A 23,915-nucleotide genomic window follows, 5' to 3' on the forward strand; every position below is an offset into this window, starting at 1 on the left:
AAAATGCCATTAAATAAAGATATTAAAAAAGTTTTAGTTATAGGATCAGGACCAATTGTTATAGGACAAGCTGCGGAATTTGATTATTCAGGGACACAAGCATGTCAGGCTTTAAAGGAAGAAGGAATAGAAGTTGTATTAGTTAATTCTAATCCAGCTACTATTATGACAGATAGAGAAGTAGCAGATAAAATTTATATAGAGCCATTAACTTTAGAATTTGTTGAAAAGGTAATAGCTAAGGAAAGACCAGATAGTTTACTTGCAGGTATGGGAGGGCAAACAGGACTTAATTTAGCAGTTGATTTGCATGATGCAGGAATATTAGAAAAATATAATGTTAAGGTTATAGGAACATCAATAACATCTATCAAAGAAGGTGAAGATAGAGAGTTATTTAGAGATATGATGCATAGAATAAATGAGCCAGTTATTACATCAGAAATAGTAACAGATATGGAATCTGGTATGAAATTTGCAAATAAAATTGGTTATCCAGTTATCGTAAGACCAGCTTACACATTAGGAGGAACTGGTGGAGGAATAGCTGAAAATGAAGAAGAGTTAAGAACTATTCTTGCATCTGGATTGCAATTAAGTACAATAGGGCAAGTTTTATTAGAAAAGTCAGTTAAGGGTTGGAAAGAAATAGAGTATGAAGTAATGAGGGATTATTATGGAAACTGTATAACTGTGTGTAATATGGAAAATATAGATCCAGTTGGCATTCATACAGGAGATAGTATAGTTGTAGCACCATCACAAACCTTATCAGATAAGGAATATCAAATGTTAAGAACTGCATCAATTAATATTATAAATGCAGTTGGAATTGAAGGTGGATGTAATGTACAATTTGCATTAAATCCGAATTCATTTGAATATGCAGTTATTGAAATTAATCCTAGGGTTTCAAGATCTTCAGCTTTAGCATCAAAGGCTACAGGGTATCCAATAGCAAAACTTGCTGCTAAGATAGCCTTAGGGTATGGATTAGATGAAATTAAAAATGCAGTAACTCAAAAAACATATGCATGTTTTGAGCCAACATTAGATTATGTAGTAGTTAAAATTCCAAAGTGGCCATTTGATAAATTCTTTACTGCAGATAGAGAATTAGGAACAAAAATGATGGCAACAGGTGAAGTAATGGCTATAGGTGCTAATTTAGAATCTGCATTATTAAAAGGAATAAGAAGTTTAGAAATAGGAAAATATTCTTTAGATCATCCAAAATTTAAAGAAATGAGCATGCAACAATTAAAGGAAACTGTAATGAAACCGGATGATGAAAGATTATTTGCCCTTACAGAAATGATAAGAAGAGATTATAGAATTGAAAGTATAGCTAAAATCACTGGAATAGATATATTCTTTTTAGAAAAATTTAAATGGATAGTACATGAAGAAACTAGATTAAAATTAAGCAAAATAGATGATTTAGATAAAGAGTGGTTATTAAGTCTTAAGAGAAAAGGATTTTCAGATAAAGCTATAGCTGATATGTTAAAAGTTAGTCCTGATGATATTTATAGATTAAGAAATATTTGGAATATAAAACCTGCGTATAAGATGGTTGATACTTGTGGAGGAGAATTTGAAGCATTATCACCATATTATTACTCAACTTATGAACAATATGATGAAGTTGAAGTATCAGATAAGAAAAAGGTTATAGTTATAGGTTCAGGACCAATAAGGATAGGGCAAGGTATAGAATTTGATTATGCCTCTGTTCATTGTGTAATGGCACTAAAGAAGATGGGAATTGAAACTATAATAGTTAATAATAATCCAGAAACAGTAAGTACTGATTTTAATATTTCAGATAAGCTTTATTTTGAACCATTAACTGAAGAAGATGTATTAAATATAATTGAAAAAGAAAATCCATATGGAGTTATATTACAATTTGGTGGTCAAACAGCAATTAAGCTTGCAAGTTTCTTAAAAGAAAAGGGAATTAAAACTTTAGGAACTACAGCAGATCAAATTGATATGGCTGAAGATAGAGAAAAGTTTGAAGAGTTACTTGAAAAGTTTAATATAGCAAGGCCTAAGGGCAAAGGTGTTTGGACTTTAGAAGAGGGTATAGAGGAAGCAAATAGATTGGGTTATCCAGTTCTTGTTAGACCTTCATATGTTTTGGGAGGACAAGGCATGGAAATAACTCATGATGAAGAAGAGTTAATTTATTACTTAAGTAATGCATTTAAAAAAGATAAGAAAAATCCAATACTTATAGATAAATATTTAATGGGAAGAGAAATAGAAGTAGATGCAATATCTGATGGAGAAAATATTTTAATACCAGGTATAATGGAGCATTTAGAAAGAGCGGGAGTTCATTCTGGAGATTCAGTAACAATGTATCCAAGTCAAAATATTAGTGATGAAATAAAAGGAAAAGTTTTAGATTATACTAAGAAATTAGCATTAGCTATAGGAATAAAAGGTATGATAAATATTCAATTTATAGAATTTGAGGGTAATCTTTATGTAATTGAAGTTAACCCAAGGGCATCAAGAACAGTTCCATATATAAGCAAGGTAAGTGGAGTTCCAATAGTGGATTTAGCTACTAAGGTTATGCTTGGAGAAAAGTTAATTGATTTAGGATATGGAGTAGATGTTTATCCAGAGCCAAAATTAGTATCTGTTAAAGTTCCAGTATTTTCAACGCAAAAGTTACCAAAGGTTGAGGTATCTTTAGGGCCTGAAATGAAATCTACTGGAGAAGTTTTAGGTGTAGGAAGAGATGTTAAGGAAGCTTTATATAAAGGATTTATTGGTGGAGGAATGTATCCAGCAATGAAGAAAGGAAAAATATTGGCAACAATTAACAAACATGATAAAGCAGAATTTTTACCAATAGCAAAGGATTTAGCTAAGATTGGATATAAGTTTATGGCAACTGAAGGTACTTGTAAGCTTTTACAAGGAGTAGGAATTGAATGTGAAGAAGTTAGAAGAATTAATGAAGCACATCCTAATATATTAGATGTTGTTAAAAATAAAGAAATTGACTTAGTTGTAAATACTCCAACAAAGGGAAATGATTCTAAGAGAGATGGCTTTTTAATTAGAAGAGTTGCAATAGAAAGAAATACAGGAGTTATAACAGCTTTAGATACATTAAGAGCAATTGCCTATGTTAAGGTATCTGAAATTGATAAGAGAGACTTAGAGGTATTTAATTTAGGTGAATAATAAAAATGACAGGAATGAGTAAGTTTCCTGTCTTTTTTGAATATTTTTGCTTAGATATTATTCTGTAAATTGAGATTCTGAATCATCTTCATATTCATTATTACTATCACTATCATTGCCAGAATCAGAGCCGTTATCAAAATCAGGATCATCATTAGAATCTGATCCAGTATCAGGATTAAGGGTAGTATTAGAATCTGATCCAGTATCAGGATTAAGGGTAGTGTTAGAATCTGATCCAGTATTTGGTCTAGAATTATTATTAGATCCAGTATCAGGATTAGTATTAGTTCCATTAGTATTTGGTTTAAAGTCAGTATTGGGTTTAGAGCTACTATTAGATATAGAATCATTATTAGAATTAGATTCGTTTTTGGAACTTGAACTATTATTAGAATTAGATTCAATAGTATTATCAGATTTTGATTGTGTTATATTTTCGGAAGTATTATTTTTATTATAATCATTATAGTCATAATTATTATCAGCTTTATTATCATAATTATAATCATATAAATTATCTTTTGATGTTTCATCAATTATATTTTTTTCATTAGGAATATATGCTTCTATTTCTTGAGCTAATATACTACCTTTTTCTTTTAAAGAGACTGGATTATTTTCAAATGCTTTTGTTTGAACAAAATCAAATGTAAATATAAAGGTTGTAACAACAAGTAAAATAATAATGAGTATATTTTTAAAATTTTCAAATATGAAATTCATAAAGTTAATTCTCCTTACATAAAGATATTAGTTTTATATATTTAAATATTCTACAAAATAAATAAAAAACCTTTAAAAAAGTCAAAAAATGTTGATTAAAATTAGTTAATTATTTAACCTTAATGTGCGAAATTCTCCCGTCTTCTATAAATGGGAGATGGATAGCACTTGACGACAGTTAACAAGAGTAGTATGTTGTAATCAATAGTAATTAACTACTGGTGGAGCACCTATTGAAGTGGTGAGAAAATACATTTAGAGTCAAGGGGTAAAATAATGCTTAAAGTTTTATAAATATAAATTATATCCTAATTTAGAACAAAGAGAATATTTAGTTAAAATATTTGGGTGTACTAGATTTATATATAATAAAATGTTAGCTGATAAAATTGAGTATTATAAAGAAACTGGCGAAATGTTAAAAATACACCTGCACAATATAAAAAAGAATTTGAATGGCTAAAAGAAGTTGACTCGTTAGTATTAGTTAATGCTCAACAAAACTTAGAAAAAGCTTATAAAATAAAGTTGATAAGAAAATAGGTGTAGGTGTTGGACTTAAAGAGTTTGCAATATGTAGTGATGGGTACAGGGTAGCAAATCCAAAATATCTAAGAAAGTCAGAAAAAAGATTAATTAAACTACAAAAGGATTTGTCAAGAAAACAAAAGGGAAGTAACAATAGAAATAAGGCTAGATTAAAAGTAGCTAAATTACATTAAGGTATAAAATAAGATTAAGTAATATATAAATTGGAGTGAGATGATTTGGACAAAAAAGATATGCCCATAGGGTTTTTAGATTCTGGTGTTGGTGGCTTAAGTGTAATGAGAGAAGCTATTAAAATAATGCCAAATGAAAACTATATATATTTTGGAGATTCAAAAAATGCTCCATATGGAACAAAGCCAACAAAGGAAATAAGAGACTTAACATTTAAAGTAGTCGAATTTTTACTTGATAAAGGAATTAAAGGATTAGTAGTAGCTTGCAATACAGCAACTAGTGCTGCTGTTAGTGAGTTAAGAAAGACATATCCTGATTTACCATTAGTAGGAATAGAGCCAGCGATAAAACCAGCTGTTGAAATGAATAATGGTGGAAAGGTATTAATTATGGCAACACCAATGACAATTAAACAAGAAAAGTTTAATTTGTTACTTAATAAATATAAGGACAAGGCAGAAATTATACCTATTCCATGTGCAGGACTTATGGAATTTATAGAAAAAGGTATTTTAAGTGGTGATGAATTAGAAGAATATTTAATAGAAAAACTATGTATATATAAAAGAGAGGAAATAGATTCTATAGTATTAGGATGTACACATTATCCATTTGTAAGAGATTCAATAAAAAAGGTTGTAGGGCACGAAATTGCAATTATAGATGGAGGAGAAGGAACAGTTAGAGAAATTAAAAGAAGATTAAAAGAAAAAAATTTATTATCGGATAGGAAAGAAAAAGGGATAATTTCAATTTATAATTCCTTAGAAGACCAAAAGATTATAGATTTAAGTTTAAAATTAATAGAAAAGAAATAGAGGATGTCGCATTAAGAATAAATACTATAAATATATTGTATTAATTTTTATTTTTTAAAACAATATATTGTGTATAAAAGTTTTAGTGCGACAGCCCCTTATTTTATAGAAAAAATATAAAAATAAAGAAATTTTCTTTAAAAGATTGAATTAGTATATGAAAATATGATAATAATAAATTATACCAAAAAATGAAAGTGAGGTAATTATATGAAGAATCCTATAGTAACTATAGAAATGGAAAATGGAGATATAATGAAAGCTGAATTATATCCAGAAATAGCACCTAATACAGTAAAGAATTTTATTGATTTAATAAATAGAGGCTTTTATGATGGATTAATATTCCATAGAGTAATACCAGGATTTATGATTCAAGGTGGATGTCCAGAAGGAATGGGAATTGGAGGTCCAGGATATAGCATTAAAGGTGAATTTTCAAGAAATGGATTTGCAAATAACTTAAAGCACACAAAAGGTGTTTTATCAATGGCAAGAGCAATGCATCCAGATTCAGCAGGAAGTCAATTCTTTATAATGGTAGAAGATGCTCCACATTTAGATGGGCAATATGCTTCATTTGGAAAATTAATAGAAGGATTAGATGTTGCTAAAAAAATAGTAAGCACTAAGAGAGATTATAGTGATAAGCCATATGAAGATCAAGTTATGAAAAAAGTAACTGTAGATACTTTTGGTGAAAATTTTGGGGAACCTGAAATAATAGAAGATTAATATTGAATTTAAATTTAATTTATTAGGCTGTATCATATTTTGATGCAGCCTTAAATTAAATGAATCTCCAAATTTTAATTTGGCAAGATGAACTTATTCATCTAATTAAAAGGAAGGCCGAGTTTCATTAAAGTTTTATAAGTATAAAGGGGTGAATTAAGATGCTTGAGAATAATAAGTGTATATTAGTGTATGGATTAACTAATATAGACTTAGAATTCATAAAAAAGCTTAATTATAAGATAATTGAAATAACTACAGAAATGTGTGAAATGACTTTAGGAGATATATTATTAGGATTAAAATTAAATATTTATAATAATAATCCATTTAAGGGGAAAGTTATACTTTATAATAATTTAACACAAATAGAAGTGAAAAATGCAATAAATGATACTAAAAGAGGTATTAAAGATGCAGTATTGGAAGTAGTGACAGAGGAATTTATTAATTGGAAGGTAAATTACTTAATTAAGCATTTAAAGAATGAAAATGAGTGGTATTCAAAGGCTAGAAAGGAAATAAAAAATGAGTAGAGTTGGAGAAAAAATAAAAGAAGCAAGATTAAAAGCTGGTATGACACAAAAAGCACTTGGTAAAAAATTAGGTGTAGCAGAAAAATTTATAAATGAAGTAGAAATTGGAAGAAAAATTGTACAAGAATCATTTATAGAAAAAGCAGCAAAAATATTAAATGCAGATTTAAATGATGTAAGCATGGTTGTAACAGATGAAATTTTAATGGAAGAAAGAAAAAGTTATGCAGAAAGTAATAAGAAGCCTACTAAAATAGAAACAAATGAAGTTTGGGATAATGCTTTTTCTACAGTATTAAAAAATGTTCCTATTTATGATTATAATTTAAAAAATATTTTAGGAAAAATAGAAATACCAATCCATTCAAATAAAGTAGAGGGTTATCCACAAGATAAAGTATTATATTTAAATATTCAAGATAATGAAATGTCTGGATTTAGAATTATGGAAGGTGATTTAGCATTTGCTCATTTAGTTAATGAAGTTAGTAATAATGGAATATTCTTAGTAGAGTATAAAGGAAAAAGAAAAATAAGACAAATAAAGAGTCTTGGAAATTCTAACTTACTTTTAGTAAGTAACGGGGGAGCTCTAATGACTGAAACTGTTGAAAGTAGAGAAATTTCAGTAATTGCAAAGCTAGAAAGAATTGAAATAAAGTTATAAAAAGGTGCCAGGAGGCACCTTTTTTATCATATAAACAATAAAATAAAAAATTAATATACATAATTATGTGGATAATGTGGATAACTTGATAAAAACTGTGGATAACTTTGATGTTAATACAAAATTTAATTTAAAAAACTGGATTTAATAGCTTAAAATTTGTTATTTAAATTATTTTTAAATGTAATAGTTCAGATATTTTAATTTAAACATATATTTGTAAGAGAAATTATTACGAGGTGGGAAACATAGAAAATAATAAAAATAATTTAGGTATATTAAAGAATATACCAACATCAATATTATCAAAGCTCAATATATCACATAGCTTTTTAGCAACTAATAATGATTCTGAAATTGAAGTAAGTATAATTTCAGGAGCTTCTACAAGTGAAGTTTCTAAAATAGTGGAAAACTTAAATGGAAAGTATGTTGATTTAGGATATGGATATGGAATAGTAGAAATTTCAATAGAAAATCTTGTTGCTTTAGCAAATAGTCCAGAAATTCAATATATAGAGTTACCTAAAAGCTTATATGCAGATGATTATGAAAGTAATAGGGCTTCCTGTATTACTCAATTAAATTCAAGTGAATTTAATGGAAAAGGGGTTTTAGTTGGATTTATTGATACGGGAATAGATTATACTCATCCTGCATTTAGAAATTCTGATGGAACTACTAGAATAGAATATATATATGATTTAAATAATGGGGGCAAAGTATATAACAAAACTCAAATAAATGAAGCACTTAAATTAACAGATCCATATTCAATGGTTAATTCAACTGATGTTACTGGACATGGCACCCATGTTGTTGGAATAGCTTGTGCAGGTGGAGAAATAGATAAGCAATATTATGGTGTAGCACCTGAAAGTTCAATAGCTATGGTTAAGGTTTCAAGAAGTAGATTTGCATTAAGTACTCAAATAATGAAGGGGATAAAATTTCTTATTGATAAAGGTAAGGAATTAAATATGCCATTAGCTATAAATATGAGTTTAAGTACTAATGATGGAGCCCATAATGGTAGTAGTTTACTTGAACAATATATATCAACAGTTTCTGCTATTGAAAGAGTAACAATAGTTATAGCAGCAGGAAATGAAGGTGAAGCTGCACATCATGTAGGAAGAACCTTAGAAGAAATAAATGATGTATACTTTAATATTTCATCAGATGAATCTATAGTTGTAATAAATTTGTATAAGTCAATATTACCGGAGTTAAGTATGGAATTACTTTCTCCATATGGAATTGGTACTGGAGAAATAATATTAAAAGAGGGAATCAATGAAGGAACTATAGGAAATTCTAGATATTCAATATATTTAACAGGTCCTAAGCCATTTGATGTAAGTGGAGAAATTGGAATTGTGTTAACAGGTATTAATGAGTTTGTATCATCAGGGCAATGGAAAATAACATTAAGAAAATTAAATGAGTATGAAGGAAGTTTTGATATGTGGTTGCCTATTTCAGAAGGGTTAAATGTGAATACTAAGTTTTTAGAGCCTGTTGTTTATAATACATTGGGAATTCCTGCTACAGTTAAGAATATAATATCAGTTGGAAGTTATAACTATTTAGTTGATACTATGTCACCATTTAGTGGGAGAGGTAAAAGAGTAAATGGGCAATATATAAAACCAGATATAGTTGCACCAGGAGAAGGAATTTATTCTGCTATACCTAATAGGGGATTTGATAAAAAAACAGGAACTTCTATGGCAACTCCACAAGTTACTGGGGCTTCTGCACTTATGATGCAGTGGGGAATAGTTAATGGGAATGATCCTTATTTATATGGAGAAAGATTAAAATATTTTTTAATTTTAGGTTCAAAAAGAGATAGACAAGATATAAAGTATCCAGATGCAGCTTGGGGATATGGTCAACTTTGTTTAAGAGAAAGCATTAACTTAGTATCTCAAACATTAGGATTAGGTTTTAGAAATAATGATATTAAAAATATAATTATAAATGATTACCTTAAAAGAGTAGATGAAATAAATGTAGACTATAATTCAAAGAGTAATGATAGAATTTTTCTTTTAGTTGAAATTGCAAATGAAGAAGTATTAAAAAATTTATTAAAGATACAAGAAGTTGAGGGTTTAATGATATCATCAAATTTTGCAGTAATAATTACACCAGCTAATAAGGTTGATGAAATAAAAAAATTGGTAATTAGAATAGTTAATATTGAAGTTTCTACTATATTGACATTAAATGATATTTCACCAGTAGAAGCAAGTGGAGCACCTGTATTTAATACTAATCCATATTTAAAGCTTAATGGAAGAGGTGTATTAGTAGGCGTAATTGATACGGGAATAGATTATCTTAACAAAGAATTTCAAATGGAAGATGATACAACAAGAATAGTACGGTTATGGGATCAAACTATTCAAGGAGATACAAATATATATGGATTAAAATATGGTAATGAATATACAGAAGAGCAAATAAACCAAGCAATAAGTTTACAAACTTCAGGTGGGGATCCATATAGTATAGTTCCATCTAAGGATGAAATTGGACATGGCACTAAGGTAAGTGGAATTATTGGTGGAAGGGGTATAAATCCAGATTTAAAAGGAGCTGCTCCAGACTGTAAGTTTGTTATTGTTAAGCTATCTAGAGCAACAAAAGTAGAACTTGATGCAGCACTTATCGATAAAACAGATGTGCCATCATATAGTCCGTGGAGTGTATTATTAGGAATAAGGTATGTAGTTTCCGTTGCAAGAGAATTAAATAAGCCATTAGTTATATTTATACCACTTGGAAGTAATATGGGCTCTCATACTGGAAATGGAATTAATGAAAGTATTATTAATAACTATTCAACTGAAGCAGCAACTGTCGCTGTAGTGCCAGTTGGAAATCAAGGAAATACAGATACACATACAGAGGGAATAATTGAAAAAGTTGGGGATATAAAAGATATAGAGATAAGGGTTGGTGAAAAGCAAAAAAATTTACCAATAATAATATGGATAAACAAACCTAATAGAGTTATGTTATCAATAATATCCCCTACAGGAGAAATAATTGATAACATGGAGGCTAAAAATACAAATAATAATAGAATAAAATTTTTATATGAAAAAACTGAAATGATAGTTAATTTTACTTCACCAGAATTATCAACAGGTGATGCACTTATTTTTATAAGAGCATATAATTTAAAGGCAGGAATTTGGAAGTTTAGATTAACTGGGGAATATATAGTAGATGGTAATTATTATGCATGGATACCTCAAAGGGAGCTTATAGATGATGAAACTAAATTTTTAAATCCAGTTGAATATACAACTATTACATTGCCAAGTACTACTAATGGAGCAATTTCAGTAGGGTATTATAATCAAAATAACAATTCAGTTGTATCAGAATCTAGCAATGGATATACAAGGTATGGAAATATAAAGCCAGATATAGTAGCTGGAGGAAGTAATGCTTTAGTTACTATTCCAGGAGGAACAACTTCAGTTATGACTGGATCTTCAGTTGCAGGTGCTGTTGTTGCAGGATGTTGCGCTCTTATTCTTCAATGGGCAGTTAGTGATGGAAATTATCCAGATATATATGCATCACAAATAAAAACTTATATTATAAGTGGAGCAAAGACAAGGCCTGGAGATATTTATCCTAATAGGCAATGGGGATATGGAATGTTTGATTTACAACGTATATTTGATTGGATACAAGAAACATATACACCTAGAATAAATGATGATTTTGAAGAATATAGGGTTAAAAATTTATTTATTAGAAAACCTAAAGACTTATAATAATCACTAAATATAATAAAAAAGCATATTAATAATTAATGGATTAATATATTAAGGAGTTATTATGGCTGATAAAGGTAGATTAAAAATACAATGTTTTGTAGGTGATACTTATGTACCTGTAGAGGGGAGTAATATAACTTTAGTATCAACTTCAGGGCAAATAAATGATAATAAAGAGGTTAACTTGGTTACTAATTCATCAGGAGAATCACAAGTTATTGAATTAAATTCACCACCATTAGAATATTCTCAAAATCCAGATCAGCCTACACCATATAGTTTATATGATTTAAGGATAGATAAAGAAGGATTTCAAACTTTAGTTATTAATGGTGTTCAAATATTTCCAGGGCAAACAGCAATTCAACAATGTCAATTAATAAAATCTAATAATAGAAATAGTAGAGCAGATGTAATAAATATAGGTCCTAATACACTAAATGGAAACTATCCATCTAAAATTCCAGAGGAAATTGATAAGCCTTTACCACCTCCAACTAGTGGAGTTGTACTTCCAAAACCTGTAGTTCCTGAATTTATAACAGTTCACACTGGAAGTCCTAGTAATAATTCAGCACCTAATTATACTGTTTTATATAAGGATTATATTAAAAATGTAGCTTCATGTGAAATATATTCAACTTGGCCAGAAAGTACTATAAGAGCTAATGTTTATGCAATAATATCATTTACATTAAATAGGATATATACAGAATGGTATAGGGGAAAAGGCAAAAATTATGATATAACTAATTCTACAGCATATGATCATGCTTTTACTTATGGAAGAAATATATATGATAGTATAAGTGTTGTTGTTGATGACATTTTTGCAACTTATATAAGAAGGCAGGGAAGAAAACAACCACTTTTAACTCAATATTGTGATGGTAAAAATGTTCAATGTCCAGGATGGATGACACAATGGGGTAGTAAATATCTTGGAGACAATGGAAAAACTCCATATGAAATATTAACTAATTATTATGGTTCAGATTTAGACTTAGTAACAGCAGAGGAAGTAAAGGGAAGTCCAAAATCTTATCCAGGATATGATTTAACATTGGGTTCAAGTGGAGATGAAGTAGAAACAATACAAGAGCAATTAAATAGAATATCTCAAAATTATCCATTAATACCTAAGTCAGCAGTTGATGGAGTTTATGGAGAGAAAACAAAAGAAGCTGTAAAAGTATTTCAAGGGATATTTAATTTACCACAAACAGGAGTAGTGGATTATTCAACTTGGTATAAAATTTCAGATGTTTATGTTGGTGTAACAAGGATAGCAGAATTAAGGTCAAGTGAAAAAGAAAGAGTATTTATTCCACCAATTTCATTTGATATTTTAAATTCAAGAGAAATACCTAAAATAAACTATTTTGATAATTAAAAAAATCTTTTAAGATAGCAATTATTAAGTTTGATATAAGGAATAAATTTAATAATTGCTATATTATTATTTTAGCTATTAAGTTCTGATTTATTTTTAAGATAAAATAAAATACATTGAGTTATAAAAATTAAACTTAAAAAACCAAAGATGGGATATAATTTTGAAATTAAATTTGAAAAACCTATTTGTGATATTGGTAAAGCAATAGCTAATACAAGAAATATACCTTTTTTAAATTCAATATTGAAAGATTGTTCTAATGTTTTGCTAATAGAATATACATCAGAAACTTCTGTAGAAAACATTTCAAGCCAAATAATAACTAAAAGTAATGCTTGAATTACAGTTCCAAATCTTTGGGCAACTAAAAGCAAAGGAATTTCTGAATCATATATATATGGTTGATTAGCTAACAATAATAAATTAATAATACTTGATAATAAAGTTAAACCTAGTGCTCCAATAGCAATTCCATATACCATATTTTTTGAATTTTTAGTTTCATTGCTTAAAGGAACTAAAACACCAGAGCAACAAAGTATGTTATAGCCCGAATAAAGGATTGTAGAAAGTACAATTCCTTTTTTAGGTGGTTCAAATGAAGATATAACATGAAAAGAAATAGAATCTTTAGCAAATAAAAAATATAAGATTATAATTAAAGTAATAGTACCTAAAAGAGATGGAACAATAAATGAGTTTACTTCAATAAGGCCTTCAGTGTCTCTTAGTAAAAATGTAGTAGCAATTGCAATCATTATTAATGAACCAATTATCTTTGGAATTCCAAAAAATTGATTAATCAAGGCTCCACTTCCTGCTAATATTATTGAAGCACTTGAAATAAGATAAAAAGTTGTAATAACACCAGTGATTTTCCCAAGTAAATTAGGACTTATAACTTTTAATACATCACTATAGGAATTTAAACTATATTTAATACTTATTTTTGCTATTATTGAACCCATTATTATATAAAAGACTCCACAAAAGAGTATTCCTAAAAAACTTTTTAATCCAAAGGAAGTAAAAAATTGAGTTATTTCTTTTCCAGAAGCAAGTCCAGCACCAACAACAGTACCAATAAAAACAGCAGCAATTTCAAAAACCTTAGTGAAATCCTTCTTCACGAATATCCCTCCAATACATTTCTAATATCTAATATATAAGGATTACAGTATAATTATTCTATTTATTTGTGAATAAGCTATAAGTTATTAGGAAAAATAAATTTAAAAGTATAATAGTTATAAGGAGATTAATATGAAGAACATTAAAGTAATTTTAAGTACAATATTAATTTTAATAATAAATTTATTTGTAGGTTGTTCTAATATAAATGAAAAAAAAGAGGAAAAGTTAGATTTATTTGATGTTTTTAAGGGAAAGGATTTAGCAATTAATTATTTAATTAATATAAGAAATGGAGATATAAGTAGTGCAGTTAATAACTGTGAAAGTGAAATTTTAGAAAGTAATATTAATTTATCAGAAGGGGTTTCTAATATTACTGGGTTCCAGCTTAATAGAGCCATAGCAAATTCACAATTTGCATATTATATATTTAATGTTATTAGAGATTCAAATATAGAGCCTAAAAGTGATTTAGAAGAATATATAATAAAAGTAAATAGAAATGATGATAATTATATAATTAGTGATATAAAATCAAAATCACAAAGAGAATTATATATAAAAAATAATGCAATTAGAATAATTGGAGAAAAGGGTGGAAAAAGTAGCTTAGTTATTAGTTTAAATAACATACCTAAAGATACATATTTAAGAGAAAATAAAATAATGCTTTATAAAGAAAAAGTACCTAATAATAGCTTTGGAAGAGTTGTTTTAGGTTTTACAGGAAAGAAAATTGCAATTTCAGCAATAGATGATAAAAACTCATATATTTGTATTGCATATATTGATGATACATTAATGAAGAGTGGAAGTGATATAGTTGATTTAAATAATAATTCATCAGTAGCACTTTCAGAAGGATTGCAAGAAGCATTAGAAAAACCAGTTACTAGCAAGGTTGTATCTGTAGATTTATTAAATAATTGTAAAATAGATGATTTTATATTTTCTAAAGAAGATGATAATTTAGCAGTAAATTATAAAAATGAAAAAGGATTAAATAGATTAAATATATATAAGGCTGAAGATGGTGAGGCTATTAATACAAAGTTTAAGGATATATTTAATGAATATATATATAATATTAAAGCAGAGTATTTTGTTGATAATAAGGTTATTTTTGATGTATTTAAATCAGATCAATCTATAGATGAAATGACAGGAAAGTATAGTTTAGATTTGACTAATGAAGAAATGATTAAATTGTAATTGGATAATAAGTATTTTATAATAAAAAAATAAAAGAGGTTAATGCTATATTGCATTACCTCTATTTTAAGTTATATTAATTATAAAGATTAATATAAGTTATAAGGAGAAAAAATAATGAAAAAATGGAATGAAAAAAGATATCATAGTTTAAATTATTTCCTAAGAAATAAATTTGGAGAAAAGATATATAAAATATCATTAGATGGAGGATTTACTTGTCCGAATAGAGATGGAAAGGTATCTAAAGGTGGTTGTACATTTTGTAGTGCAAGGGGATCTGGAGATTTTGCAGGAAGTAGAATATTATCTATAACTGAGCAATTTGAAGATAGAAAAAAGATGATGGAAAAGAAGTGGAAGGATGGAAAATATATTGCATATTTTCAGGCTTATACTAATACTTATGCTCCAGTAGAAGAATTAACAAGAAAATATGAAGAGGCATTAGCTCAAGAAAATGTTATTGCATTATCTATAGCAACTAGGCCAGATTGTTTAGATGAAGATGTTTTAGATTATTTAGAAGAGTTAAACAAGAAAATTTATTTATGGGTAGAATTAGGATTACAAACTGTCAATGATGAAACTGGGAGAAATTTTAATAGGGGATATGATTTAGAGGTATTTGATAAAAGTTTAAAAGAGCTTCAAAAAAGAGGAATAGAAGTTGTTGTACATACTATTTTTGGGCTTCCAGGAGAAACAAAAGAAGATATGTTAAAAACAATAGATTATGTTGCTCATAGTGGAGCTCAAGGAATTAAATTTCATTTGTTACACTTAATGACGGGAACTAAAATGGTAGAACAATATGAAAGTGGAGAATTACAACTTTTAAGTAAAGAAGATTACATAGATTTAATATGTAAGGGAATAGCTATGATACCAGAAGAAATGGTAGTTCATAGATTAACAGGTGACGCTCCAAGACAAAGTTTAATTGGGCCAATGTGGAGTTTAAAGAAGTGGGAAGTATTAAATGATATTGATAAAGCACTTGTAGATAATGATATTTGGCAAGGGAAAAATTTTAGATAATTTATAGTAGCTGTTACAATATTTTGTAACAGCAATTTTTTAATTTATAATATGGAACAAATTTAAATGAGGGTTTGTCTAATTAAAGAAAGGGGAGAATGGTTTGAAGGTCTCAGCATATGAACAAGATAAAGAAGAATTGATAATGCAAGTAAGAAAAGCAAAATATGGTGATAAAGAAGCATTTTGTAATTTAATTAGAATAAATAAAGTAGCAATATATAGGATAGCTAAGTCTATATTAACTAAGGAAGAAGATATAGAAGATGCAGTTAGTGAAGCAATATTAAAAGCATATAAAAATATAAAAACTTTAAAAAATGATGATTTCTTTAAAACATGGTTAATAAGAATAGTTATAAATGAAAGTAATAATTTATATAAAAAGAGACAAAGAGAAATTGCTTTTGAAAAAGATCATTTTTCTAAAATTAAAGTTAATGATACATATAAGGATTTAACATTACATAATGCAATTAATTCCTTAGATGATGATTTAAGAACAATAACTATTTTATTTTACTTTGAAGATTTAAAATATAAGGATATTGCAAAGGTACTTGGAATTAAAGAGGGGACTGTAAAATCAAGATTGTCGAGGGCAAAAGAGAGATTATTTACTATGTTAAAGGAGGAGTTTCATGGATAAATTTGATGAGTATTTAAACAATAAAGTTGAAATGGAAAGTGAAAAATTTATTTTACCAAAATCATTTGAAGATAAAATTGAAGAAACTCTTGAAAGCTTAGATAAAAAAAATTTAGAAAAAGAAGAAAAATGGTATTTCAATAAAAATATATGGATAACAGCAGCATGCTTTGCATTTATCAGTTTAACCGTATTAGTAACCAATAAAAATAATAATGAAACAACTAATGATTTAATAAGAATGAGTAGTGAAATGGATAATAATTCAAGTATGGTTAGTTATAATAACGCTGAATCTGGAAGTATAAGAGAATATTCAAGTAACGAAAGTGTAGAAGAACAATTAGAGTCCAACATTAATATAAATGATAGCTTCATAGATTATAATAATATAAATAAGGTAATTATTAAGTTTATGGATAACATTAATAAATATAAAACTATAGATAAAAGAGATGATATAAGACAAATAATAGATTTTATAAATTATACTTCTAAGAAAGAAATAGAAAAACAAGATATAAATAATTGGGACTTTTTAATTCAAACTAATGGTATTGGAGTTAATCATAATATTATAATTAAGGATGATATTATGATTATAGACGATAAGTGGTACAAAATAGATTTAAATGATAATGAAAGATTAAAGAATGTTTATAATGATTTAAATTATAATGAAAAGGATATACCTTACTGTGATTATTAAAAAATATAAATTTATATAATTAAAAGTGACAATTATAAAAATCGTCACTTTTAATTAATTTATACAACTTGGAATATAAAGAACTTTAAATAGTATGATTCATCTGAATTCCAAAGAATTGGATGATCTGAACTTTGAGTTCTAATTTCAACTTGTCTTAAGGTTCTTCTTGCATCATGAGCAGCTTCAAGAACTGTTTTCTTTAATTGTTCTTCATTCATGTAATGAGAGCATGAACATGTTGCAAAATAACCACCTGGCTTAACCATTTTTAATCCTCTAAGATTAATTTCCTTGTATCCTCTAATTGCTGCATTTATTGTATTTCTTGATTTGGTAAATGCTGGTGGATCTAAAATAACAACATCATATTGTCTTCCTTCTCTTGACCAATCACCAAGAACATTAAAAGCATTATGACATTCAAATTTAACAGTATCTTGTAAGTTATTTAATTTTGCATTTCTTGTAGCACAATCAACGGCATGTTGAGAAACATCTATTCCAAGAACTGATTTTGCACCAGCAATTCCAGCATTTAATGCAAATGAACCAGTATGAGTAAAGCAATCTAAAACATCTTTTCCCTTACATATTCTATGCATAGCAGCTCTATTTTCCTTTTGATCTAGGAAGAAACCAGTTTTTTGACCATTTTCTAAATCAACTATGTATTTAACACCATTTTCAATAATTTCAACATTAGTATCAAAAGGTTCTGTTAAGAAACCTTTAGTTTGCACTAATCCTTCAATTTCTCTAGTTTTTATGTCACTTCTTTCATAAACACCTTTAGCACCGTATTCTTCAACTAAGATTTTTACTATTAGGTCTCTATATTTCTCCATTCCTAAAGTAGAAATTTGAATTACATAATAATCTTCAAATTTATCTACTGTTAATCCAGGTAAGAAATCAGCTTCACCAAATATAAATCTACAAGAAGATGTATCAATTACAGTTTTTCTATAATCCCATGCTGCAGCAAATCTTCTTTTGAAGAAATCTTCATCAATTTCTTCATTTATATCTCTAGTCATTATTCTGATAGTTATTTTACTTCTATCATTTATATATCCCTTACCTATGAAGTAGTTTTTATGATTATAAACTTCAACGATATCACCATTTTCATAATCGCCATCATATTCATTTATTTCATCTATGTATATCCAAGGACGGCCTTGTTCAGCTTTTTTGTTTTTTCCTTTATGTAAGAAAAATTTACATGACATAATATTATTTGCTCCTTTTCTATTAATTCTCATAAGATTATAACACAACTAATTAAAAACAGTGCAATTTTTGTTTATAAAATAAATGTACTATTTTGTAAGAAATTCTATAATAAGGATTTTGGTGATATATTAATTCTTAACTAACATATTTATATTTTAAACAATATAAACTTTAAAATATATGAATAGAAAATAATTTTTAAGAAGAAAGTGTTAAAAAATATTAAACAGATAATTGACCTAATAAAAAATGTGATATATTTAACAATATATTAAATGTAATAAAATGTAATAAATTAAATTTAATTTAATTGGGGTTAATTTCTATAAACTTTATAGATAATTATATAAATTTTTTAAGATAAAAAAGGGGGAAATTTTTATGAAAAGAAAAATACTTGCAGTATTGCTATCAGCTACTATGCTATAAAGTGTAGCTGGATATGGAAATATAAGTAAAACAGGTAATGCTTCATCTAATAATTCATCAAATGAAAAGTTAGATGATGAACAAGTTTTAAATACTATATATTTTGAGGTTGCAACTTTAGATGCTAATGATTGTACTGATAATCAAAGTTCATCTATTCTTACTGCAGTTCAAGAAGGATTAGTAAGAATTGAAAATGATGGAAGTGGGGATAAATTAGTACCAGCAGGAGCAGAAAGTTGGGAAACATCAGAAGATGGACTTACATGGACATTCCATTTAAGAAAAACTAAGTGGTCAGAGGGTGAGCCGGTAGTAGCTCAAAACTATGTTGATTCATTTATGAGAATATTAAATCCTGATAATGGATTTGGATATGCATTTTTAGCATATGATTTAGTTGGATTAAATAGAGAACATGCTAATAGATTTGTTCATGAATTCTCAGGTGGGCAAAGACAAAGAATAGGAATTGCTAGGGCATTAGCAGTAGAACCTAAATTTATTCTTTGTGATGAACCTATATCAGCTTTAGATGTATCAATACAAGCACAAGTAGCTAATCTTTTAATTAAATTACAAAAAGAAGTAGGATTAACGTATTTATTTATAGCACATGATTTATCAATGGTTAAACATATTTCTGATAGGGTTGCAGTTATGTATTTAGGAAGTATGGCTGAGTTAGCAGAATCAGAAGTTTTAAGCTATTTTAATAATATTTTTTGTTGGAATATTTTCATTGATAATATCAAGATTTAATATGGAGCAAACTATTCAAAATATAAAGAGTATATTATTAATAGTTGGTGCATTAGGAATGATATTAGGAGCTTTATTAATAATTAACATAAAAAATAAAGGAGGAATTATTGATTGGTTAATTATAAATTTTAAATATATGTAATATAGTTTATAATGTTATTATAAAAAATAAATTTATTAATAGGTAAAGTAAAAATGAATTTTGTATATATATTAAAATGTAATGATGATAGTTTATACACCGGATGGACAAATGATTTAAAAAAAAGGATAAAAGCTCATTCCAATGGAAAGGGAGCCAAATATACTAAAGCAAGATTGCCTGTTGAATTAGTTTATTTTGAAGAATTTGATGACAAAATAAGTGCTATGAAAAGGGAATATGCTATAAAACAATTAAAAAGAAAAGAAAAATTAGAATTAATAAAAAAATCACTTACAATGTAAGTGGTTTACAGACTGTTGACAAAGTGTCAGCAGTCTTTATTTTTATCCAAATATGTAATATAATTTAAAATATATAAATTTATTACATAGAGGTTTTATTAATGATAAACGAAAGAAAAGAAGCACAAAGTGAAATAGAAGTAGTAATGTTAGAAGAATTAGTCCCACAGGACCATTTATTAAGGAAAATTGATAAATATATAGATTTCATTCATTAGGGATTTAACTAGGGATTTGTATTGTCATACAAATGGTCGACCAGCTGTTGATACAGTAGTATTATTTAAAATGTTATTTATAGGATATCTTTATGTCATACGCTCCGAAAGGCAGTTAGTTAAAGATATAGAAGTAAATTTAGCATATAGATGGTTTTTAGGATATTTAATTACAGAGAAAATTCCAGATTCATCTACAATAAGTCAGAATAGAATTAGAAGATTTAAAGATACTGATATGGTGTTAGTATAAAGTAGTGGACACATTAAGACGAACTAAGTTAAAATAATATTTAGTTAAGAAAGGATGTGTCCATTATGGGAAAGGGCAGAAGATACGATCAAGAATATAAGGATATGATAGTAGAGTTATTTAAATCAGGAATGAGCTTAGCAGAGCATCGTCTACGAATATGGCATTGCAAAATCAACAATTAACGGTTGGATAAAAGACGTAAAAGAAATTAAAATAGATGAAAATGAAGTTATGACATTAAAAGAAGTAAAAGCTTTAAGAAAAGAAATGGCAAGAATTAAAGAAGAAAATGAAATATTAAAAAAAGCTATGGCCATATTTGCAACAAGAAATTAGATGAAGTGATAGAATTTATAAATAATAATAAAAGCAAACATGATATTAAGACTATGTGTACCGTTCTAGGCGTAGCCAGAAGCACATATTATAAATCTTTTGATAAAACTAAATCTGCAAGAGAACTAGAAAATGAGGAATTAAAATCAGCTCTTCAATAAAGAAGGAAGAAATCTATAGAAATACATATCGTACCTTCGAAGAAGCCAATATAGCTATATTTAAATATATTGAAGGTTGGTATAACAGAAAAAGGATACACTCTTCTATTAATTACATGACACCAGAACAATGTGAATTATTAGCTAGAAGTGCAGCATAAAAAAGTTTGACTTTTTGTGTCCAAAATATTGACATAAGACCATTTGGGTTTTCGAGATTCTTCAATTCTTTCAAATTTCATTTTATGATAGTCGTTTATTCCACAAAACTCCCATTCGTAGGCCTTATCTGCATTTTCAAGATTTGTAATTGGACAATAACAAGATGCTGCAAAAATATCATCTCTTTCATCAGCTGCTCCCAATTCTTTTAAATATGATTCATAGTCAGGATGGTTTCCTGTTGAACCAAGAAGTGCAGATAAGGCTCCACCAGCACTAGTACAATTAGAAATTATTTTCTCTACATTACCAGGAATAATGTCTTTATTATGATGAAGGTAACGTACAGCGGCTTTTAAATCAACAATGCATGCTGGAGCAGTTCCGGTAAATTTACCATTTTTATCTTTTAATAACCTACCACGAGCACCAGGAGAAACTACGATATATCCGTGTAAAAGTGCATAAAAAGTAGCATTGGGCTTGTTAATAAATTTGTTGATACCAGGCTTTTCAGGAGCTCCTGGCATATAGCCAGCTACTTTATTTGGGGAGAAGATTGGTGCAGTGTTTAAATTATAGTTTCCTATTGAATTTCCTTCATAATAAGTTTCAGGTACAAATATACTTAGTTTTTGAAAGTTAGGGTCTATTGGATTCTTAACATATATTATGTTTTCAAATGCACGATATTTTAGTTTTTTCTCATCTAAAGTTATTGTTTCTATAGTATATTTTTTATCATCAAATTTTAAATCGTAATTCATTTTATGGTTCCTTTCAATAATATTCTTTTATATAATTTTAAGATTATTATGGGAAAGTAAGCAATTCAATTTGTAAAATGGATATATTCCAATTAGGAATATATTTAATTGCCAAAAGTAAAACAAAAAAATCATATGTGAAATTATTAAAAACACATATGATTTTTGATTTATTTATATTACATAAATTTAATCTACCTCTACTAATATCCACATATGAGACCAAGCTTCGGTATTAGTAGTTTGAATTGTTGGAATTAATTCTTCTCGAGAATCATATTGCAATCCTAGTATTTTACTACTATTTCTATTTTCCAGTGTATAATAAGAATCCCATGTACTATTAAATTTCCATTGTTGGTTATATCCATTATTATCTTGCCATTGAACACAGGATGCACCATCATACAATGAAGAAGATGATATATCTAAAACTTTTCCGCTTCCGACATTTTGAATTTTATAATAGCCATCTCCTGTAGAAATTAGCCTCCATTTTTGACTATCCCAACCGTAATAAGTGTATTGTTCTATTGTGCTTCCATTATCAGAAGAGCCTCCAGAAACATTTAAGGCTTTTCCACTTAATCTATTTATTATTTTATAATTGGTATCAGTATTAGGAAAAGAACTATTAATAGTCTTAAAGGCATCTAATGCCGTTGTAAATTTAAGAGTATTAGTAGAAACTTCTTTGCAAGCACCTAAAGGATATTCATCTGGAAGAACAGAGGAGGTAACTGCAGGCTCCCAATAAAAGACGCCTAAACCTTTATTGTTAGGAACTTCCATAACAGCATTAATAACAGCTTTAATTAGGTTATAACTTTCAGTTTCATCACTATCTAAACCACCAACCTCACAAACCATAACTTCCTTATTATAACGAGAAGCCATATCGTTTAAGTTATAAGATAATTCATCAATACTATCTTTATAATCCATATCGGCCCAATAAGGATAATAAGACATACCAATAACATCATAGTTAGCTTCTGCAGTAGTTAAGGAATCAAAAATGGTTCTAAATAATTCATTTTCATGACCTTCTGCTAAATGAATAATAACCTTTGATGATGGACTAACTTTTTTTACAGCTTCATAACCTTTATTTATGAATGATACCCAGTTAGTAACATCAGGAGTGCTACTTCCATTCCAGATATAGCCGTAGGGCCAAAGCATTCCTGAATTATTTTCATTACCAACTTGTACCCATTCAGGATAAATACCAGCATTAGCAAGGGAAGTCATAACCTCGTAAGTATGATTATATACATCTTCCTTGAGTTGTTCTAATGAATTATTGGACCATTCCTCAGGGATGTCCTGATAAGCAGGATCAGCAAAATGATCGCTATAATGGAAGTCAATCATTATTTTTAGCCCTAAATCAGAAGCTTGTTTAGCCATTTCGACTACACTATCTTTATCAGCATAGCCTAATAAACAAGTAGTACCATCGTTTTTAGTCCATTGAGCACTTGTAGGAGGATTAACAAAAACCCTTAATCTAACAGAATCAATCCCTTGGTCTTTAAGTATTTTTAATGGATTTTCAGTAATTCCAGATTCATTTACCCATGATATTCCATTATCTTGAAGCTGACTTATCCATCCAATATCAGCACCCTTAGAAATAGTAGAATAAGCAGATGCAGAAATACTTTTAGTAGAGTTATTAAAAGAAGTCAACAAGAATAATGAAGTAATCACCAGTAAAATAATCTTGAGAAAATTTTTAAACATAAGCTTTACCTCCTGAAAAAT

Annotated in this window: 20 protein-coding genes and 3 pseudogenes; 18 read left to right on the plus strand and 5 right to left on the minus strand. The window is 27.9% G+C overall.

The window, feature by feature from the left end; translation table 11 throughout:
* The first annotated feature begins 3 nt into the window (after positions 1–3).
* On the plus strand, positions 4–3,210 hold the full coding sequence (gene carB, locus ACUN06_RS00270; protein ID WP_449389949.1) for a carbamoyl-phosphate synthase large subunit: 3,207 nt from the start codon (positions 4–6) through the stop codon (positions 3,208–3,210).
* A 57-nt stretch (positions 3,211–3,267) separates the two neighbouring features.
* On the opposite strand, the gene ACUN06_RS00275 is transcribed toward carB, so the two are convergent.
* A complete protein-coding gene (locus ACUN06_RS00275) occupies positions 3,268–3,936 on the minus strand; it encodes a hypothetical protein (RefSeq protein ID WP_294128118.1) in 669 nt (222 codons plus the stop codon).
* A 280-nt stretch (positions 3,937–4,216) separates the two neighbouring features.
* Here ACUN06_RS00275 and ACUN06_RS00280 point away from each other — a divergent pair.
* The 7 genes and pseudogenes from ACUN06_RS00280 to ACUN06_RS00310 all read left to right on the plus strand — a co-directional run.
* Positions 4,217–4,655 (plus strand): annotated as a pseudogene (locus ACUN06_RS00280) (helix-turn-helix domain-containing protein); the annotation flags it as partial.
* A gap of 63 nt (positions 4,656–4,718) precedes the next feature.
* On the plus strand, positions 4,719–5,480 hold the full coding sequence (murI, locus tag ACUN06_RS00285; protein ID WP_294398802.1) for a glutamate racemase: 762 nt from the start codon (positions 4,719–4,721) through the stop codon (positions 5,478–5,480).
* Between the two features lie 210 nt (positions 5,481–5,690).
* Complete coding sequence (locus ACUN06_RS00290) at positions 5,691–6,215, plus strand: peptidylprolyl isomerase (RefSeq protein WP_294127890.1); 525 nt, start codon at positions 5,691–5,693, stop codon at positions 6,213–6,215.
* A 161-nt stretch (positions 6,216–6,376) separates the two neighbouring features.
* Positions 6,377–6,751 carry a DUF3783 domain-containing protein gene (locus ACUN06_RS00295; RefSeq protein WP_449389950.1) on the plus strand — a complete coding sequence of 125 codons (375 nt, stop codon included), beginning with the start codon at positions 6,377–6,379 and terminating at the stop codon, positions 6,749–6,751.
* Positions 6,744–7,418 (plus strand): helix-turn-helix domain-containing protein, encoded by a 675-nt coding sequence (locus tag ACUN06_RS00300; protein WP_294162944.1) that lies wholly within the window; start codon positions 6,744–6,746, stop codon positions 7,416–7,418. Before ACUN06_RS00295 ends, ACUN06_RS00300 begins: the two co-directional genes overlap by 8 nt.
* Before the next feature lie 239 nt (positions 7,419–7,657).
* Complete coding sequence (locus ACUN06_RS00305; protein WP_449389951.1) at positions 7,658–11,221, plus strand: S8 family serine peptidase; 3,564 nt, start codon at positions 7,658–7,660, stop codon at positions 11,219–11,221.
* Between the two features lie 64 nt (positions 11,222–11,285).
* On the plus strand, positions 11,286–12,617 hold the full coding sequence (locus ACUN06_RS00310) for a peptidoglycan-binding domain-containing protein (protein ID WP_449389952.1): 1,332 nt from the start codon (positions 11,286–11,288) through the stop codon (positions 12,615–12,617).
* A 71-nt stretch (positions 12,618–12,688) separates the two neighbouring features.
* Here the strand turns inward: ACUN06_RS00310 and ACUN06_RS00315 are convergent, their stop codons facing one another.
* A complete protein-coding gene (locus ACUN06_RS00315; RefSeq protein WP_449389953.1) occupies positions 12,689–13,750 on the minus strand; it encodes a YkvI family membrane protein in 1,062 nt (353 codons plus the stop codon).
* Positions 13,751–13,883: 133 nt separating this feature from the next.
* On the opposite strand from ACUN06_RS00315, the gene ACUN06_RS00320 reads away from it, so the two are divergent.
* The 4 genes from ACUN06_RS00320 (at position 13,884) to ACUN06_RS00335 (ending at position 17,365) form a co-directional block, all read left to right on the plus strand.
* The gene (locus tag ACUN06_RS00320; RefSeq protein ID WP_294369617.1) at positions 13,884–14,966 is read left to right on the plus strand and encodes a hypothetical protein; all 1,083 of its coding nucleotides are present in this window, start codon (positions 13,884–13,886) and stop codon (positions 14,964–14,966) included.
* 117 nt (positions 14,967–15,083) lie between these two features.
* Complete coding sequence (locus ACUN06_RS00325) at positions 15,084–16,007, plus strand: TIGR01212 family radical SAM protein (protein WP_294162953.1); 924 nt, start codon at positions 15,084–15,086, stop codon at positions 16,005–16,007.
* A 103-nt stretch (positions 16,008–16,110) separates the two neighbouring features.
* A complete protein-coding gene (locus ACUN06_RS00330; protein WP_291734492.1) occupies positions 16,111–16,656 on the plus strand; it encodes a sigma-70 family RNA polymerase sigma factor in 546 nt (181 codons plus the stop codon).
* A complete protein-coding gene (locus ACUN06_RS00335) occupies positions 16,649–17,365 on the plus strand; it encodes a hypothetical protein (protein WP_449389954.1) in 717 nt (238 codons plus the stop codon). Before ACUN06_RS00330 ends, ACUN06_RS00335 begins: the two co-directional genes overlap by 8 nt.
* Positions 17,366–17,424: 59 nt before the next feature.
* Here ACUN06_RS00335 and ACUN06_RS00340 read toward each other — a convergent pair whose 3' ends face one another.
* Positions 17,425–18,600, minus strand: coding sequence for a class I SAM-dependent rRNA methyltransferase (locus ACUN06_RS00340; protein ID WP_291734496.1), 1,176 nt, complete (start codon positions 18,598–18,600; stop codon positions 17,425–17,427).
* A gap of 622 nt (positions 18,601–19,222) precedes the next feature.
* Between ACUN06_RS00340 and ACUN06_RS00345 the strand changes: the two are divergent.
* The 6 genes and pseudogenes from ACUN06_RS00345 to ACUN06_RS00370 form a co-directional block, all read left to right on the plus strand.
* Positions 19,223–19,738 (plus strand): annotated as a pseudogene (locus ACUN06_RS00345) (ABC transporter substrate-binding protein); the annotation flags it as partial.
* A 37-nt stretch (positions 19,739–19,775) separates the two neighbouring features.
* The gene (locus ACUN06_RS00350) at positions 19,776–19,940 is read left to right on the plus strand and encodes a hypothetical protein (protein ID WP_294369611.1); all 165 of its coding nucleotides are present in this window, start codon (positions 19,776–19,778) and stop codon (positions 19,938–19,940) included.
* Positions 19,941–19,993: 53 nt separating this feature from the next.
* Positions 19,994–20,245: a GIY-YIG nuclease family protein gene (locus ACUN06_RS00355; protein ID WP_449389955.1), complete on the plus strand. Its 252-nt coding sequence runs from the start codon at positions 19,994–19,996 to the stop codon at positions 20,243–20,245.
* 101 nt (positions 20,246–20,346) lie between these two features.
* Positions 20,347–20,704, plus strand: a pseudogene (locus tag ACUN06_RS00360) (transposase); the annotation flags it as partial.
* 356 nt (positions 20,705–21,060) lie between these two features.
* Positions 21,061–21,216 carry a hypothetical protein gene (locus ACUN06_RS00365; RefSeq protein ID WP_449389956.1) on the plus strand — a complete coding sequence of 52 codons (156 nt, stop codon included), beginning with the start codon at positions 21,061–21,063 and terminating at the stop codon, positions 21,214–21,216.
* Between the two features lie 50 nt (positions 21,217–21,266).
* On the plus strand, positions 21,267–21,377 hold the full coding sequence (locus ACUN06_RS00370) for an IS3 family transposase (RefSeq protein WP_442879620.1): 111 nt from the start codon (positions 21,267–21,269) through the stop codon (positions 21,375–21,377).
* Here ACUN06_RS00370 and ACUN06_RS00375 read toward each other — a convergent pair.
* Entirely contained in the window at positions 21,357–22,145 is a 789-nt protein-coding gene (locus tag ACUN06_RS00375; RefSeq protein ID WP_449389957.1) for a subtype B tannase, read from the minus strand. The genes ACUN06_RS00370 and ACUN06_RS00375 overlap by 21 nt on opposite strands.
* 189 nt (positions 22,146–22,334) lie before the next feature.
* Positions 22,335–23,894, minus strand: coding sequence for a glycosyl hydrolase 53 family protein (locus ACUN06_RS00380; RefSeq protein WP_449389958.1), 1,560 nt, complete (start codon positions 23,892–23,894; stop codon positions 22,335–22,337).
* Between the last annotated feature and the right edge of the window lie 21 nt (positions 23,895–23,915).

Source organism: Clostridium sp. ETTB3, assembly GCF_053571985.1.

What these genes read in the sequence shown, in the direction of transcription:
- carB (WP_449389949.1), top strand. Translation starts at nt 4, where the DNA reads ATGCCATTAAATAAAGATATTAAAAAAGTTTTAGTTATAGGATCAGGA.
- ACUN06_RS00275 (WP_294128118.1), bottom strand. Translation starts at nt 3,936, where the DNA reads ATGAATTTCATATTTGAAAATTTTAAAAATATACTCATTATTATTTTA.
- murI (WP_294398802.1), top strand. Translation starts at nt 4,719, where the DNA reads ATGCCCATAGGGTTTTTAGATTCTGGTGTTGGTGGCTTAAGTGTAATG.
- ACUN06_RS00290 (WP_294127890.1), top strand. Translation starts at nt 5,691, where the DNA reads ATGAAGAATCCTATAGTAACTATAGAAATGGAAAATGGAGATATAATG.
- ACUN06_RS00295 (WP_449389950.1), top strand. Translation starts at nt 6,377, where the DNA reads ATGCTTGAGAATAATAAGTGTATATTAGTGTATGGATTAACTAATATA.
- ACUN06_RS00300 (WP_294162944.1), top strand. Translation starts at nt 6,744, where the DNA reads ATGAGTAGAGTTGGAGAAAAAATAAAAGAAGCAAGATTAAAAGCTGGT.
- ACUN06_RS00310 (WP_449389952.1), top strand. Translation starts at nt 11,286, where the DNA reads ATGGCTGATAAAGGTAGATTAAAAATACAATGTTTTGTAGGTGATACT.
- ACUN06_RS00320 (WP_294369617.1), top strand. Translation starts at nt 13,884, where the DNA reads ATGAAGAACATTAAAGTAATTTTAAGTACAATATTAATTTTAATAATA.
- ACUN06_RS00325 (WP_294162953.1), top strand. Translation starts at nt 15,084, where the DNA reads ATGAAAAAATGGAATGAAAAAAGATATCATAGTTTAAATTATTTCCTA.
- ACUN06_RS00335 (WP_449389954.1), top strand. Translation starts at nt 16,649, where the DNA reads ATGGATAAATTTGATGAGTATTTAAACAATAAAGTTGAAATGGAAAGT.
- ACUN06_RS00340 (WP_291734496.1), bottom strand. Translation starts at nt 18,600, where the DNA reads ATGTCATGTAAATTTTTCTTACATAAAGGAAAAAACAAAAAAGCTGAA.
- ACUN06_RS00355 (WP_449389955.1), top strand. Translation starts at nt 19,994, where the DNA reads ATGAATTTTGTATATATATTAAAATGTAATGATGATAGTTTATACACC.
- ACUN06_RS00375 (WP_449389957.1), bottom strand. Translation starts at nt 22,145, where the DNA reads ATGAATTACGATTTAAAATTTGATGATAAAAAATATACTATAGAAACA.
- ACUN06_RS00380 (WP_449389958.1), bottom strand. Translation starts at nt 23,894, where the DNA reads ATGTTTAAAAATTTTCTCAAGATTATTTTACTGGTGATTACTTCATTA.